The 13,019-nt window shown below is 71.5% G+C and carries 16 protein-coding genes; 7 read left to right on the top strand and 9 right to left on the bottom strand.

Annotated elements, in window-relative coordinates:
- Window positions 1-22 precede the first annotated feature (22 nt).
- The 4 genes from plsX to QBJ89_RS05030 all read left to right on the top strand — a co-directional run bounded on the left by plsX (window position 23) and on the right by QBJ89_RS05030 (window position 2,855).
- Complete coding sequence (plsX, locus tag QBJ89_RS05045) at window positions 23-1,057, top strand: phosphate acyltransferase PlsX (RefSeq protein WP_277979449.1); 1,035 nt, start codon at window positions 23-25, stop codon at window positions 1,055-1,057.
- On the top strand, window positions 1,054-2,034 hold the full coding sequence (locus QBJ89_RS05040) for a beta-ketoacyl-ACP synthase III (RefSeq protein WP_277979448.1): 981 nt from the start codon (window positions 1,054-1,056) through the stop codon (window positions 2,032-2,034). The genes plsX and QBJ89_RS05040 overlap by 4 nt, the downstream gene beginning before the upstream one ends.
- Before the next feature lie 93 nt (window positions 2,035-2,127).
- Window positions 2,128-2,427 (top strand): integration host factor subunit alpha, encoded by a 300-nt coding sequence (locus tag QBJ89_RS05035; protein ID WP_183922282.1) that lies wholly within the window; start codon window positions 2,128-2,130, stop codon window positions 2,425-2,427.
- Between the two features lie 5 nt (window positions 2,428-2,432).
- Window positions 2,433-2,855: a MerR family transcriptional regulator gene (locus QBJ89_RS05030; protein WP_431522509.1), complete on the top strand. Its 423-nt coding sequence runs from the start codon at window positions 2,433-2,435 to the stop codon at window positions 2,853-2,855.
- Here the strand turns inward: QBJ89_RS05030 and QBJ89_RS05025 are convergent.
- Window positions 2,852-3,298 carry a MarR family winged helix-turn-helix transcriptional regulator gene (locus tag QBJ89_RS05025; RefSeq protein ID WP_277979447.1) on the bottom strand — a complete coding sequence of 149 codons (447 nt, stop codon included), beginning with the start codon at window positions 3,296-3,298 and terminating at the stop codon, window positions 2,852-2,854. The genes QBJ89_RS05030 and QBJ89_RS05025 overlap by 4 nt on opposite strands.
- 126 nt (window positions 3,299-3,424) lie before the next feature.
- Between QBJ89_RS05025 and QBJ89_RS05020 the strand changes: the two genes are divergently transcribed.
- Window positions 3,425-3,850, top strand: coding sequence for an organic hydroperoxide resistance protein (locus tag QBJ89_RS05020; protein WP_277979446.1), 426 nt, complete (start codon window positions 3,425-3,427; stop codon window positions 3,848-3,850).
- 13 nt (window positions 3,851-3,863) lie between these two features.
- Window positions 3,864-4,376 (top strand): lactoylglutathione lyase, encoded by a 513-nt coding sequence (gloA, locus tag QBJ89_RS05015; RefSeq protein ID WP_277979445.1) that lies wholly within the window; start codon window positions 3,864-3,866, stop codon window positions 4,374-4,376.
- A 138-nt stretch (window positions 4,377-4,514) separates the two neighbouring features.
- Here gloA and QBJ89_RS05010 read toward each other — a convergent pair whose 3' ends face one another.
- The 5 genes from QBJ89_RS05010 to argH form a co-directional block, all read right to left on the bottom strand.
- On the bottom strand, window positions 4,515-5,468 hold the full coding sequence (locus QBJ89_RS05010; RefSeq protein ID WP_277979444.1) for a zinc transporter ZntB: 954 nt from the start codon (window positions 5,466-5,468) through the stop codon (window positions 4,515-4,517).
- Window positions 5,465-6,253: an NAD(P)-dependent oxidoreductase gene (locus QBJ89_RS05005; RefSeq protein ID WP_431522508.1), complete on the bottom strand. Its 789-nt coding sequence runs from the start codon at window positions 6,251-6,253 to the stop codon at window positions 5,465-5,467. The genes QBJ89_RS05010 and QBJ89_RS05005 overlap by 4 nt, the downstream gene beginning before the upstream one ends.
- A gap of 4 nt (window positions 6,254-6,257) precedes the next feature.
- Entirely contained in the window at window positions 6,258-7,514 is a 1,257-nt protein-coding gene (lysA, locus tag QBJ89_RS05000; RefSeq protein ID WP_277979443.1) for a diaminopimelate decarboxylase, read from the bottom strand.
- 172 nt (window positions 7,515-7,686) lie between these two features.
- The gene (locus tag QBJ89_RS04995; RefSeq protein WP_277979442.1) at window positions 7,687-7,932 is read right to left on the bottom strand and encodes a hypothetical protein; all 246 of its coding nucleotides are present in this window, start codon (window positions 7,930-7,932) and stop codon (window positions 7,687-7,689) included.
- A complete protein-coding gene (gene argH / locus QBJ89_RS04990) occupies window positions 7,929-9,308 on the bottom strand; it encodes an argininosuccinate lyase (protein WP_277979678.1) in 1,380 nt (459 codons plus the stop codon). Before argH ends, QBJ89_RS04995 begins: the two co-directional genes overlap by 4 nt.
- Window positions 9,309-9,324: 16 nt before the next feature.
- Here argH and QBJ89_RS04985 point away from each other — a divergent pair, with 16 nt between their 5' ends.
- On the top strand, window positions 9,325-9,921 hold the full coding sequence (locus QBJ89_RS04985) for a TlpA family protein disulfide reductase (RefSeq protein ID WP_277979441.1): 597 nt from the start codon (window positions 9,325-9,327) through the stop codon (window positions 9,919-9,921).
- A 221-nt stretch (window positions 9,922-10,142) separates the two neighbouring features.
- Here the strand turns inward: QBJ89_RS04985 and QBJ89_RS04980 are convergent, their stop codons facing one another.
- From QBJ89_RS04980 to QBJ89_RS04970, 3 genes are all read right to left on the bottom strand, one after another.
- The gene (locus QBJ89_RS04980) at window positions 10,143-11,258 is read right to left on the bottom strand and encodes a lactonase family protein (protein WP_277979440.1); all 1,116 of its coding nucleotides are present in this window, start codon (window positions 11,256-11,258) and stop codon (window positions 10,143-10,145) included.
- A 19-nt stretch (window positions 11,259-11,277) separates the two neighbouring features.
- On the bottom strand, window positions 11,278-11,652 hold the full coding sequence (locus QBJ89_RS04975; RefSeq protein ID WP_277979439.1) for a response regulator: 375 nt from the start codon (window positions 11,650-11,652) through the stop codon (window positions 11,278-11,280).
- On the bottom strand, window positions 11,649-13,019 hold a 1,371-nt coding region (locus QBJ89_RS04970), incomplete at its 5' end, for a sensor histidine kinase (protein ID WP_277979438.1). The genes QBJ89_RS04970 and QBJ89_RS04975, both read right to left, overlap by 4 nt.

Raw genomic sequence — 13,019 nt, 5'->3', positions numbered from 1 at the left:
GCATCAGGAGTTGGGTCCAGTGATGTCCGACAGGTCCCGGATCGCCGTCGATGCGATGGGCGGCGACGAGGGGTTGGCGGTCATGCTGGCCGGGGTGGCACGTGCGCGCCGCCGCTTCGACGACGTCAGCTTCCTGCTGGTGGGTGACGAGGCGGCGATCGCGGAGGGGCTGAAGAGCCACCCGAACCTCTCGCAACATTCCGAGATCGTCCACGCCCCCGACGTGATCGCGGGCGACGAGAAGCCGAGCCAGGCGATCCGCCGCGCGCGCACCACCTCGATGGGCGTCGCGATCGATCTGGTGAAGCAGGGCCGCGCCGGTGCGGCGGTGTCGGCGGGCAACACCGGCGCGCTGATGGCGATGGCCAAGCTGTCGCTGCGCACCATGCCCGGGATCGACCGCCCCGCGCTCGCCGCGCTGCTGCCGACGCTGGGCGACAACGACGTCGTGGTGCTCGACCTCGGCGCCAACACCGAGTGCGACGCGCGTAACCTCGTCCAGTTCGCGGTGATGGGCGCGGCCTATGCGCGCACGACGCTCGATCTCGAGGCGCCGCGCGTCGCGCTGCTCAACATCGGCAGCGAGGACCAGAAGGGCACCGAGGAGATCCGCGACGCCGCGCAGATGCTGCGGGTGGCGGGGCATCTTCCGATGAACTTCACCGGCTTCGTCGAGGGCGACCGGCTGTCGCGCGGCGAGCATGACGTGATCGTGTGCGATGGTTTCTCGGGCAATATCGCGCTCAAGACCGCCGAGGGCACCGCGCGCTTCGTCGGCGATCTGCTCAAGCGCGCCTTCACCAGCTCGGTCCGCTCCAAGCTGGGCTTTCTGATCTCGCGCCCCGCGACCGAGCTGCTGCGCGACCATCTCGATCCGAACAACCACAATGGTGCGGTCTTCCTCGGGCTCAACGGGTTGGTGCTCAAGAGCCACGGCAGCGCCAACGAGCGGGGTGTCGCCACCGCGATCGGCAATGCCGCCAAGATGGTGAAGGCCGATCTGGCGCGCCGCATCGCCGAGGACCTGCGCCACTTCGAAGCGAAAGCCGCCGCATGATCCGGGCCGTGCTGACGGGGACGGGTTCCGCTCTCCCCGCGCGCCGCGTTTCCAACGCCGAACTGGCCGAGCGCGTCGACACGACGGACGAGTGGATCGTCGAGCGTACCGGGATCCGCTTTCGCCATATCGCGGGCGAGGGCGAGACCACCGCGACGCTGGCGCGTGACGCCGCGGTCGCCGCGATCGCCGCCGCGGGGGTGACGCCGCAGGACATCGACCTGATCGTGCTGGCCACCGCCACGCCCGACAACACCTTCCCCGCCACCGCCACCAAGGTGCAGGCGATGCTGGGGATCAACGACTGCGTCGCGTTCGACGTCGCCGCGGTCTGCTCGGGCTTCCTCTACGCGGTGCAGGTGGCGGACAGCATGATCCGCGCCGGCGCCCACCGTCGCGCGCTGGTGATCGGCGCCGAGACCTTCAGCCGGCTGCTCGACTGGGAGGATCGCACCACCTGCGTGCTGTTCGGGGACGGCGCAGGCGCGATCGTGCTGGAGGCGCGCGACTCGGCCGACGACAACGCCGATCCCGCGGCGCGGGGTATCCTGGCGACTCGGCTCCACGCCGACGGTCGCCACAACGAGTTGCTTTACGTCGACGGCGGCCCCTCGACCACCGGCACGGTCGGCAAGCTGCGCATGAAGGGCCGCGAGGTGTTCCGCCACGCGGTGATCAACCTCGCCGCGGTGATGGAGGAGGCGCTCGTCGCGGCGGGGCTGCCGATCGAGGCGGTCGACTGGGTCGTCCCGCACCAGGCCAATGCGCGCATCCTCGACGCCACCGCGCGCAAGCTGTCGCTGCCTGCCGAGAAGGTGGTGATGACGGTCGACCAGCACGCCAATACCTCCGCCGCCTCGGTGCCGCTGGCGCTCGATCAGGCGGTGCGCGACGGGCGCATCCAGCCGGGCCATATCGTCGTGCTCGAGGCGATGGGCGGCGGCTTCACCTGGGGGGCAGCGGTCGTCCGCTTTTGACCCTCCGTGGCGGTCGACCCGATCGACAGGAAAACGATTGCGCTATAACAAACCGTAATGACAGTCTTTTAACCTTGAAGGGGGGTTACGGTCATGGTGGAGGCGGGCACGCTCACGCGCGCTGATCTGGCGGAGGCGCTGCACCGGCGCGTTGGTCTATCGCGCGCGGATTCGGCGCGCATGGTCGAGCAGATCCTCGAGAAGATGTGCGGCGCCCTGGCCGAGGGCGAGAACGTCAAGATCTCGGGCTTCGGCACTTTCGTGCTGCGCGACAAAGGCGAGCGGATCGGGCGCAATCCCAAGACCGGCGTGGAAGTCCCTATCGCACCGCGCCGCGTACTGACCTTCCGCGCCAGCCAGATGATGCGTGACCGCATCGCAGGCGCCAGCTGACGATCGTGGCGTCGGACGAGAAATCCGCCGCCGCCTTCCGGACGATCGGCGAGGTCGCCGCTGCGACCGGGGTCGCCCCGCATGTGCTGCGCTACTGGGAGGAACGCTTCCCGCAGCTGCGCCCTGTGACCCGCGCCGGCAATCGCCGTTACTACCGCCCCGCCGACGTCGTGCTGATCGAGCGGATCGCCGCGCTCCTCGGCGGGGAGGGCTATACCATCCGCGGTGTCCAGCAGCTGCTCGCGCGCGAGCGCCCGAGCGGCCGCCGCGGCGCCACGCCCGCGGCTCCGCCCGAGTCGAACGACCCGGCTGCCTCCGCGCCGAGCGAGACGAACTCGCCGGAGGGCGAGTTGCAGGGTGAGGCCGCCACGCTCGCGCGTGTGCGGGTGGTGCGCGACTGGATCGCCGCCGCGCTGCGGGAAGACTAAGTCTGGTCTCCGCTGCTCGCGACCAGCGCGTCGCGCAGCGCTTGCACCTGCTGGTTGAGCGCGGCGAGCTGGTCAATCGACAGGCGCGAGCGCTCCAGCAGGCGTTCCGCCAGACAGCCGCAGTGAGTGCGTATCGCATGCCCCGCCTCGGTGAGGAACACCTGCACCTGCCGCTCGTCGTCCGGATTGCGCCGGCGCTCGACCAGGTTCGCCGCCTCCATCCGCTTGACCAGCGGCGTGATCGTGCTCGACTCGAGCGCGAGCCGCTCGGCGATCGTGCCGACGCTGCGCCCGTCCTGCTCCCACAGCGCATGCAGCACGAGATATTGCGGGTAGGTGATGCCGAGCTCGTCGAGCAGCGGCTTGTAAGCGCGCCCGACCGCCATGCTGGCGGCGTAGAGCGAGAAGCAGAGCTGTTGGTCCAGCGGCAGCGGAACGGGCATTCACGTCATCCTTTCTCGCTCCATAGCGAATTGCTTATCGCGATACAAATTCTGGTAGACAGACAGAACAAGGCGGGCTACCAGGAGGATATCGAGGCAACCATTATCGCGATAGGAGAAAGCGCCATGTCCGTCGATGTCAAGTATAGCACCCGCGCCACCGCCACTGGCGGGCGTGACGGCGAGGCGCGCAGCGAGGACGGGAAGCTCACCGTCGCACTTTCGACGCCGAAGGAGCTCGGCGGCGCCGGCGGCGAGGGTGCCAACCCGGAGCAGCTGTTCGCGGCGGGTTACTCGGCGTGCTTCATCGGCGCGCTCAAGGTCGCCGGCCAGCAGCTTAAGGTGAAGGTGCCCGCCGAGACCAAGGTGACCGCAACCGTCGGCATCGGTCCGCGTTCGGAGGGCGGGTTCGGTATCACCGCGGACCTGCTCGTCGACCTGCCCGGGGTCGAGCGCGCCGACGCGGAGCGGCTGGTCGAGACCGCGCACCAGATCTGCCCGTATTCGAACGCGACCCGCGGCAACGTCGACGTCGGCCTCACGCTCGCTTGACGGAGACTCGCTCATGCCCCGCCCTGCCGGAACCGAGGGGTTCACGTTGAACCAGACGATGCTGCGGGTGCGCGACCCGGTGGCGTCGCTGGCCTTCTACCAGCAGGTGCTGGGCATGACGCTGCTGCAGCGGCTCGACATTGAGGACATGCGCTTCTCGCTCTACTTCCTCGCCTTCCTCGGCGAGGGGGAGAGCGTGCCGGACGATCCGGCCGAGCGCGCGCGCTTCGTCTTCACGCGCGAGACCACGCTGGAGCTGACGCACAATTGGGGCACCGAGAGCGACCCCGACTTCGCCGGCTATCATAACGGCAACGACGAACCGCGCGGCTTCGGCCATCTCGGCGTGTCGGTGCCCGATGTCGCTGCCGCCTGCGCGCGATTCGAGGCGCTGGGCGTCCCGTTCCGCAAGCGCCCCGATGAGGGCAAGATGCGCGACATTGCCTTCGTCACCGATCCCGACGGCTATTGGATCGAGATCCTGTCGCCCGCCAGCATGACCGCGCGCGTCGCCGCGGCGGGCTAGAGGATGCCGCGGAGCCGGGTGTGCTCCGGCGAACGCCGGAGTCCAGGGTCGCGGCCGTTACGCTTGCGGCTCCGGGCTCCTGCGTTTGCAGGAGCCCGCGGGTGAGTGAGGGGAGATGAAGCGGGGTATCAGCTGCGCTCAGCGGAACCAGTGCCGCCGCAGGAAATAGATCACCGTTCCCGCCGCGATCAGCGTGCAGACGCCCATGATCGCGTCGAACGCCCAGGGCTCCTTGGCATAAGGCAGTCCCTCGACGTTCATCCCGTACAGGCCGGTGATGAACGTCAGCGGCAGGAACACCATCGCCGCGATCGCGATCACCAGCCCGCGCTGGTCGAGCTGCTCGGCGCGCAGGTCGGTGAGCGCCTCGTGCACCAGCGCGGCGCGCTCGCGGATCGCCTCCACCTCCTCCGCCATGCGCGCGGCGCGGTCGGCCGCGGCGGAGAGGTGCGCGCGATCGTCTTCGGCGAGCCAGTCGCCCGGCAGGGTCGCCAGTTTCTCCAGCGCGGCGCGTTGCGGGGCAAGGAAGCGGCGATAATTGATCGCCTCGGATCGCACCTTGGTGACGCCGCGGCGGAGCTCGAAGATATGCTCGGCGGCCAGCTTCTGCTCGCAATCGTCGAGCCAGTCGCCGAGATCGCCGACCACGGGATCGAGGTCCTCGGTGATCTCGGTGGCGAAGGCGGCGATCAGGTCACCGGGATCGTGGATCGCGCCGGCACGCATCTGGCTCACCACCTCGTCGAGCGCGACCAGATGCTTGCGCGAAACAGTGACGACCCGTCCCTTGGCGGCCCAGATGCGGATCGAGGCGAGCATGTCGGAGCCGTCCAGCTCCTCGTCGGTGCGTCCGCGCAGGTTGACGAAGGCGGCGTCGGCCAGCTTTTCGGCGCGCGGGCGCGTCTCGGCCGCGGTCAGCGAGTCGACGATATAGGGCGGCAGCCCGGCCTCGTCGCGCAGCCACGTCTGCGCGTGCTCGGCGTTGGTGGTGAGATGGACCCAGACGAACGGCGCGCCACAGCCGAGCGCGCCCTTGACCGATATCTCCTCGACCTTGCCCTCGCCGGTAAGCCGCCAGGCGGTGCCGCTCATCGCTCCTCCTCCATCGCGAGATCGACCACCAGTCCGGTCGCCGGGGCGAGCGGCGGCGCGGCGCACTCGATCCGCTCGGCGTCGGCGCGCGCGCGATCGAGGATTGCGGGCGGCACGTCAGCGCGATGGGTCACCACGTCCGCGGCGGCGAGCAGGCGCGCCTGGCGCAGCGTGAGCTCGTCCGGGTCGTGCGAGCGCAGCCTCATGCGGGCGAGACCGGTGGCGGGCTGCGCCGCGCTCACCGCCGCTGCGACGTCGTCGAGCGCGGGCGCGCCGAGCGGGTCGAGCGCGCCACCCGAGGCAAGCGCGGCGCCGATTGCGCGGCGCCGCTCGCCCATGTCGGGCAGTGCGGCGCGGAGGGCGGGCCGCGCGGCGTGGAGCGCCTCGGCGAGCCGGCCGAGCGATGCGGGCAGCAGCGTCTCCAGCCGCTGGCGCAGTGCCGCGGCCAGCCCCGCCGACACGCCCGCGCTGCCGATCGCAACCAGCACCGGCGCGCGGTCGACGATCGCGGGGAGGGTGAAGTCGCAGAGCTCGGGCCGGTCGACCGCGTTGACCAGCACGCCGCGCGCCTTGAGCCGCGCGACCGTGGCCTCGTCGTCCGCCACCACAGCGAGCCGTGCCACGCCATCGTCCTCGCCGACGATCATCGCGCCCGCGCGCTCGAGCAGCCGCCGCTTCGCCGCGGCGGGCTCGCCTTCGCCGACCAGGATCACGGGACGGCCCGCCAGCCGCAGGAATACCGGCAGGCTCGGCAGCGCCGCCGCGGCGTCGTGGGAGTCGCTCACCGGATCACAGCCACTCGGGCACCCGCTCGGCGGCGAGGATCGTCTCCGCCGCGATCCGGTCCGCCACCACCGCGAAACGGTCGCCGTCGACCAGCACCTCGGGCACCAGCGCGCGGCTGTTGTAGGTCGAGGCCATGGTCGCGCCATAGGCGCCTGCGCTGCGGAACACCGCGAGATCGCCCTTGGCGACACGGTCGATCTCGCGCGCCATCGCGAAGGTGTCGCCGGTCTCGCACACGGGGCCGGCGATGTTGGCGGTGACCCGCTCGCCGCTCGGCACCACCGGATCGAAGTCGTGCCAGGCGTCGTAGAGCGCGGGGCGCGCCAGGTCGTTCATCGCTGCGTCGACGATGACATAGGGGTTCACCACGCCCGGCTTCACCCAGATCACGCGGGTGAGCAACACTCCCGCGTTGGCGGCGATCACGCGACCGGGCTCGAACATCAGCGTCACCTCCCAGTCGCGCGTGACGCGCTCGACCATCGCGCCATAATCGGCCGGCGAGCGCGGCTCGTCGCCCTCCTTGTAGCGGACGCCGAGCCCCCCGCCGAGGTCGACGCGGGTGATGCGGTGGCCGGCGGCGCGCAGCGACGCGACCAACTCGCCGACGCGGCGGTAAGCGGCCTCGAGCGGCGCGAGGTCGAACAGCTGGCTGCCGATATGGATCGCCACGCCCTCGAGCGAGAGGCCGGCCAGCCCCGCCAGCCGCGCGAACATCGCCGGCGCCTGGTCGATCGGCACGCCGAACTTGTTCTCCTTGCGCCCGGTCGAGATTTTGGCGTGGGTGCCGGCGTCGACGTCGGGGTTGACGCGCAGCACCGCGCGCGCGGTCAGTCCCCGCGCCGCGGCGAGCCGGGCGAGCGCCTCGCCCTCCTCCTCCAGCTCGAGATTGAACTGGCCGATCCCCGCGTCGAGCCCGCGCACCAGCTCGGCCTCGGTCTTGCCGACGCCCGAGAAGACGACCGACTCGGCCGGCATCCCGGCCGCGAGCGCACGCGCCAGCTCGCCGCCGGAGACGACGTCGGCGCCGTAGCCTTCAGCGGCGAGCAGGCGCAGCACCGCGACATTGGGATTGGCCTTGATCGCATAAGCGAGATGCGCGTCGCGCACGCCGGCCAGCCCGGCGCGGAAAGCGCGCGCGTGGTCGCGGAAGGCATTGGCGGAATAGACGTAGACGGGGGTGCCGACGTCCGCGGCGATGCGCGCCAGCGGCACGCCCTCGCACCACAATTCTCCGTCGCGATAGTGGAAATGGTCCATCGTGTCTCTTCTAGCGTGGTTCGCGCGATGGCGGGACCGATACGATGCAGGATATTGCCCGCGCCATCCGCCGGTCTCTCGGCGTCATCCCGAACTCGTTTCGGGATTCACGGTGCCGCGGACCCCGCGGTCGCGGCGGGCCGGTGGATCCCGAGACAAGTTCGGGATCCACTCACCGCGGCGGCAGGTCGAACTCGTCGCTCTGACGGTCCTGCGAGCGGGTCAGCACCTCCCCGGTGCGGCGCGGGCGCGCCTGGACGCTGGGGGTGAGGAGGTCGTTGATCCCGGGCGTCGCGGCGGCGCCGTAGGGCGCGACGGGCAGCGGCGTACCCGGCCCCGGCTTGAGCGCCTGGGTCGAACCGCATCCCGCCAGCACGGTCGCCGACACGAGAGCGACGAGCGATCGGCTTATCGTCATGCCGGCTCTCCCGTCCGCTCAGCCCGCGCGGCGGCGATCGCGGCGCGCACATTGTCGGGAGCGGTGCCGCCGAAGCTGCGCCGGCTCGCCACCGAGGCGTCGACCGACAGCACGTCATACACCGCAGCGGTGATCCGCGCGTCGATCGCCTGCAGCTCGGCCAGCGGCACGCGGTCGAGCGTGCAGCCCAACGCTTCGGCGCGCGCCACCGCGCGGCCGGTGATATGGTGCGCCTCGCGGAACGGCACGTCGCCCTCGCGCACCAGCCAGTCGGCGAGATCGGTCGCGGTAGCGAAGCCGCTCTCCGCCACCTGGCGCATTCGCTCGGTGCGGAAGGTGGCGCTCCCGACCATCCCGGTCATCGCCGCCAGCGACAGCGCGAGCAGGTCGTGCGCTTCGAACACCGGCGGCTTATCGTCCTGCATGTCCTTGGAATAAGCGAGCGGCAGGCCCTTCATCGTGATCATCAGGCTGACCAGGCAACCGGTGATCCGCCCGCTGTGCCCGCGCACCAGCTCGGCGGCGTCGGGGTTGCGCTTCTGCGGCATGATCGAGCTGCCGGTCGACCATTGGTCCGATAGCGCCACGAAGGCGAAGGGCTGCGACGCCCACAGCACGAACTCCTCCGCCAGCCGCGACAGATGGAGCGCGCACTGGCTCGCCGCCATCAAATAATCGAGCGCGAAGTCGCGATCGCTGACCGAGTCGAGGCTGTTGCGCGTCGGCGCGTCGAAGCCGAGCGCGCGCGCGGTGGCCTCCCGGTCGATCGCGAACCCGGTGCCCGCCAGCGCCGCCGCGCCCAGCGGGCAGAAGTTGGCGCGCGCGCGATTGTCGGTGAAGCGCGAGCGGTCGCGGCGGACCATCTCGTGATAGGCCATCAGATGGTGGCCGAGCGTCACGGGCTGCGCCGACTGGAGATGGGTGAAGCCGGGCATCACGCTGGCGGCATGTTCCTCGGCGCGCGCGAGCAGGGCGTCGTCGAATCGATCAAGCGCGGCGACGACCTGGTCGGTGGCGTCGCGCACCCACAGGCGGAAGTCGGTCGCGACCTGGTCGTTGCGGCTGCGCGCGGTGTGGAGCCGCCCGGCCGCGCCGCCGATCACCTCGCCGAGCCGCGCCTCGCTCAGCATATGGATGTCCTCCATCGCGAGATCGTCAGGCACGCCCTCGGCGGCGTAGCGCTCGGCGACCTGCGCCAGCCCCGCGTCGATCGCGGCGGCGTCCTCGGCCGAGACGATCCCCTGCGTGCCCAGCATCGCGGCATGCGCGCGGCTGCCCGCCACGTCCTGGCGCCACATCCGCTTGTCGAAGGGGATGGAGGCGTTTATCTCGCGCATGACGGCGGCCGGACCCTCGGCGAACCGCCCGCCCCACATCTGGTTGGAACCGCTCATGGTCTCGCGTGTCGCGATCGTCTGTCTCCTCGGCGCCGCGCTGGCGGTCAGCGCGTGCGATAAGGGCTCGGGGAGCGGCGGGCAAGCCGCGCCCGCGGACAACGCCGTCGCTACGGCAAGCGCGGACGAGGTGCCCGCCACCGGCGCGGCGCGTCCGGACAAGGTCGAGCGCAGCCACAAGGGCGAGCGTGCACCCGCCGCCGGCTTCACCACGCTGACGGGAGCCCCCACCACGCTGACCGCGCTGGGCGGCGGCAAGCCGCTGCTGGTCAACCTGTGGGCGACCTGGTGCGCGCCCTGCGTCAAGGAAATGCCGACCCTCGACGCCGCCGCGGGTGCGCTCGCCGGCAAAGTCCGCGTCGTCGCGGTCAGCCAGGACATGGAGCCCGGCAAGGCGAAGGACTTCCTCAAGGCGCGCGGCTTCGCCAAGCTGGAGCCGTTCCTGGACGAGAAGCTGGCGCTGAGCACCGCTTATGGCGCCAACCTGCCGACGACGATCCTGTACGATGCCACGGGCAAGGAAATCTGGCGCGTGACCGGCGACCTCGACTGGACCGGGGCACAGGCCAAGGCGCTGCTCGCCGAGGCGGGGTGAGGGCGCGTTCTGACCCAGATGGAGGTAGCGCGCTTCATCGCGGCTAACGCTTTGCCGTCATCTCCGGCTCGACCCGGGAACCATGCTTCCCGCGCGGCAACGACGCGCGGCAGGCGCGGGACGATCGATCACGGGTCGAGCCCGGGATGATTGACAGGTCGCAGGATGGCAGCCTCACGCGTCAGCCCCGCGCCATGCGCGACGACGACCGCGTGATCTCCTCACACCTCGCCGATGAACGCCACGCCGGGCGCGCGCGCCGCGGTGCCGAACGGCGCCAGCCGCCCGTCGCTGCCCACCTGGAAGCCGTCGATCGTGCCGCTGCGCTCGTTGGCGACGAGCAGGCGCGAGTCGAGCACGCGCAGGTGCCGTGGCCAGCGCCCGCCGCCCGCGATATGCTGGATCGGGGTGAGCGCGCCGTCCGCGGCGATGGCGTAGACCGCGACATTGTCGGCACCGCGGTTCGAGGCGTAAAGCGCGCGTCCGTGCGGATCGATCGCGATCGCGCCGGCCTGGCTCTTGCCCGCAAACCCCGTTGGCAGCGTCGAGTGGCGCGCCAAAGCGGTGAAGCCCGAGTCGGCGCCGCGGTGTAGCACCGTCACGCTGTTGTCGAGCTCGGCGACGAGATAGGCGAGCGGCAGCCGCGGGTGGAAGGCGAGATGGCGCGGGCCGCTGCCCGCGACCGCGCGATAGGCGGCGCGGGTCTCGCCCAGCCGCGTGCCGGCGGCGTCGAGCCGGTGCGCGAAGATCGTGTCGGCGCCGAGATCGACCGACCACAGCCATCGCCGGTCCGGACTGAAGCCGACCCAATGCGCGTGCGGCGCGGCCTGGCGCTCCGCGTCCGGCCCGTGCCCGCGGTGCGCGACCACCTGCGCCGCCGCGCGCGGCAGGCCGGTACGCCGGTCGAGCGCGATCAGCCCCACGCTGCCGCTGCTGTAATTGGCCACCGCTAGCGCGCCGCCGTCGGCGCTCAGCGCGAGATGGCACGGATCCGCGCCGCCGGAGCCGACCAGCGCGAGCCGCTGCCACGCGCCGCCGCGCTGGCGGAGGACCGCGACCTTCCCGGCGCTGCCCTCCTGCACCAGATAGTGCAGCCCGAGTCGCGGGTGGCGCACGCCCCAGGAGGCGTCAGGGGCGACGGCGACGCTGGCGTGCGTTCGCCATGCCCCTGCGGCAGGGGCATAGTCGAGCGGCAGCAGTCCCGCGCCGCCCTCCTTGTTATAGCCGCCCGCATAGAGCGCGCGGGTCGCCGCGGGGGCGGCCAGCGCGGCGCCGGGCAGCGCGGCTAAGGTGGCGGCGCCGAGCAGCGCGCGGCGGGTCAATCGGTCGTCGATCATCATCGTCTCCGGGCTCGGCTCATCCCGGCGCGCGCCCGGTCAGCCGCTCGAGGCAGCTGCGCAGCGTCGCCATGGTCAGCGGCTTGTTGAGGTGGGGCGCGTCGGCAAAGGCAGGGTCGCGGTCCGCCGCGTCATAGCCGCTGGCGAAGGCGAAGGGCACCGCGGCGGCGCGCAGCGCGGCGGCGACGGGATAGGCCTTCTCTCCGGCGAGATTGAGGTCGAGCACCGCGACGTCGGGCAACGCGCCCGCCGCTAGCGCCGCCAGCGCCGCCGCGACCGAGGGGGCCACCGCGACCACCTCGGCGCCGTCGCGCTGGAGCGCGCGCTCGAGCTGGCGTGCGAGCAGATACTCGTCCTCTACCACCAGCACGCGCAGGCCGGCGAGCGCGGTCACGCCGCCGCGCCGCGCGCCAGCGTCTGCGACACCGGCAGCACCATCGCGCAGCGCACACCGTCGGCGGTGAGGGCGTAGTCGACCGTCGCCTCGAGCTGGTAGGGCACCGCGCGCTCGATCAGCTCGCGTCCCTGGCCGACGCGCTCGGGCGGGTCGCCGCGCGCCGGCATGATGACCCCGCGCTCCTCCCAGTCGAAGCGCAGCCGCGGTCGTTCGCCCGCCGCAACCGGCAGCAGCGCCCAGCGCACCGACAGCGTCGCGCCCGGCTGGCTCAGGGCGCCATATTTTACCGAATTGGTGATGAGCTCGTGCAGCGCCAGCGCGAGCGTCTGGATCCCGCCCGAGCGTAGCGGGATGCCGCGCGGCCCAGCGAGCGACACGCGCGCGTCGTCGTCGGGTAGCGCACCGAAGGCGGCGAGCTCGCTGCGCAGTAGCTGGTCGAAGCCGACCCGCTCGAGTCCCTCGATGCGCGACAGCAGCTGCTGCACGCGGGACAGCGCGTCGAGCCGGGCCGAGAAGGCGCGCTCGAAGTCGGTCAGGTCGGCGCTCGCCTCGAGCGTGCTCTCCGCCACCGCCTGGATCACGCCCATCAGGTTGCGCGTGCGGTGCTGCAGCTCGCCGATCAGCATCTGCAGCCGCGCCGCGGTGTCGCGCTCCTCGGTGACGTCCTGCGCGATGCCGCCGATATGGCTGACGCGACCGTCGGGCTCGCGCAGCGGGAAAGCGGTGTTCTTGAGCCAGCGCACCTTGCCGCTGCCGGGGATGCGCGCGCGGAAATCGTGCGTGACGCGCTCGCCCTGGCGGACGCGGCGCAGCGTGGTGGCGGCGAGCTCGCGGTCCTCCGCGATGATTGCGGTCTGCCAGTCGAAGCTCAGCGGCGCGCCGCGCCCGCTCGCCACCCCGATCCCGTACAGCTTGCGCAGCGCCGGGCTGAGATAGGCGAACCGCGCGCTGTCGATGTCGAACAGCCACAGCACGTCGGACGAGGCTTCCGCGAACTCGCGGAAGCGCGCCTCGCTCGCGCGCAACGCCGCCTCGACGCGGTCACGCTCGGTCGTCTCCTCCACCACCGCGCCGATGCCGACGACCTGGTCTCCGCTGCGGATCGGGAAGAAATGCTCGCGCCAGCTGCGCTGCTTGTCGCTGTTCGCCGGGGTGCCGCCGTGGACCTCGACATCGAGCCACGGCTCGCCGGTGGCGATGATCGCGCGCCAGCGCTCCATCAACGCGTCGATCCCGGCGATGTCGGGCAGCAGCTCGCGCGGGGTGAAGCCGATATGCGCCTCGGGCGGCAAGCCGTTCATCTGCGCGAGGCTGGCGTTGACGCGGACGAAGCGCAGCTCGCGGTCCCAGATGCCGAGCCCGAG

This window comes from Sphingomonas phyllosphaerae (assembly GCF_029623345.1).
Taxonomy (GTDB): Bacteria; Pseudomonadota; Alphaproteobacteria; order Sphingomonadales; family Sphingomonadaceae; genus Sphingomonas; species Sphingomonas phyllosphaerae_C.
Note: the sequence above shows the minus strand (reverse complement) of the source record. Positions and strands in the feature narration are given on the sequence as shown.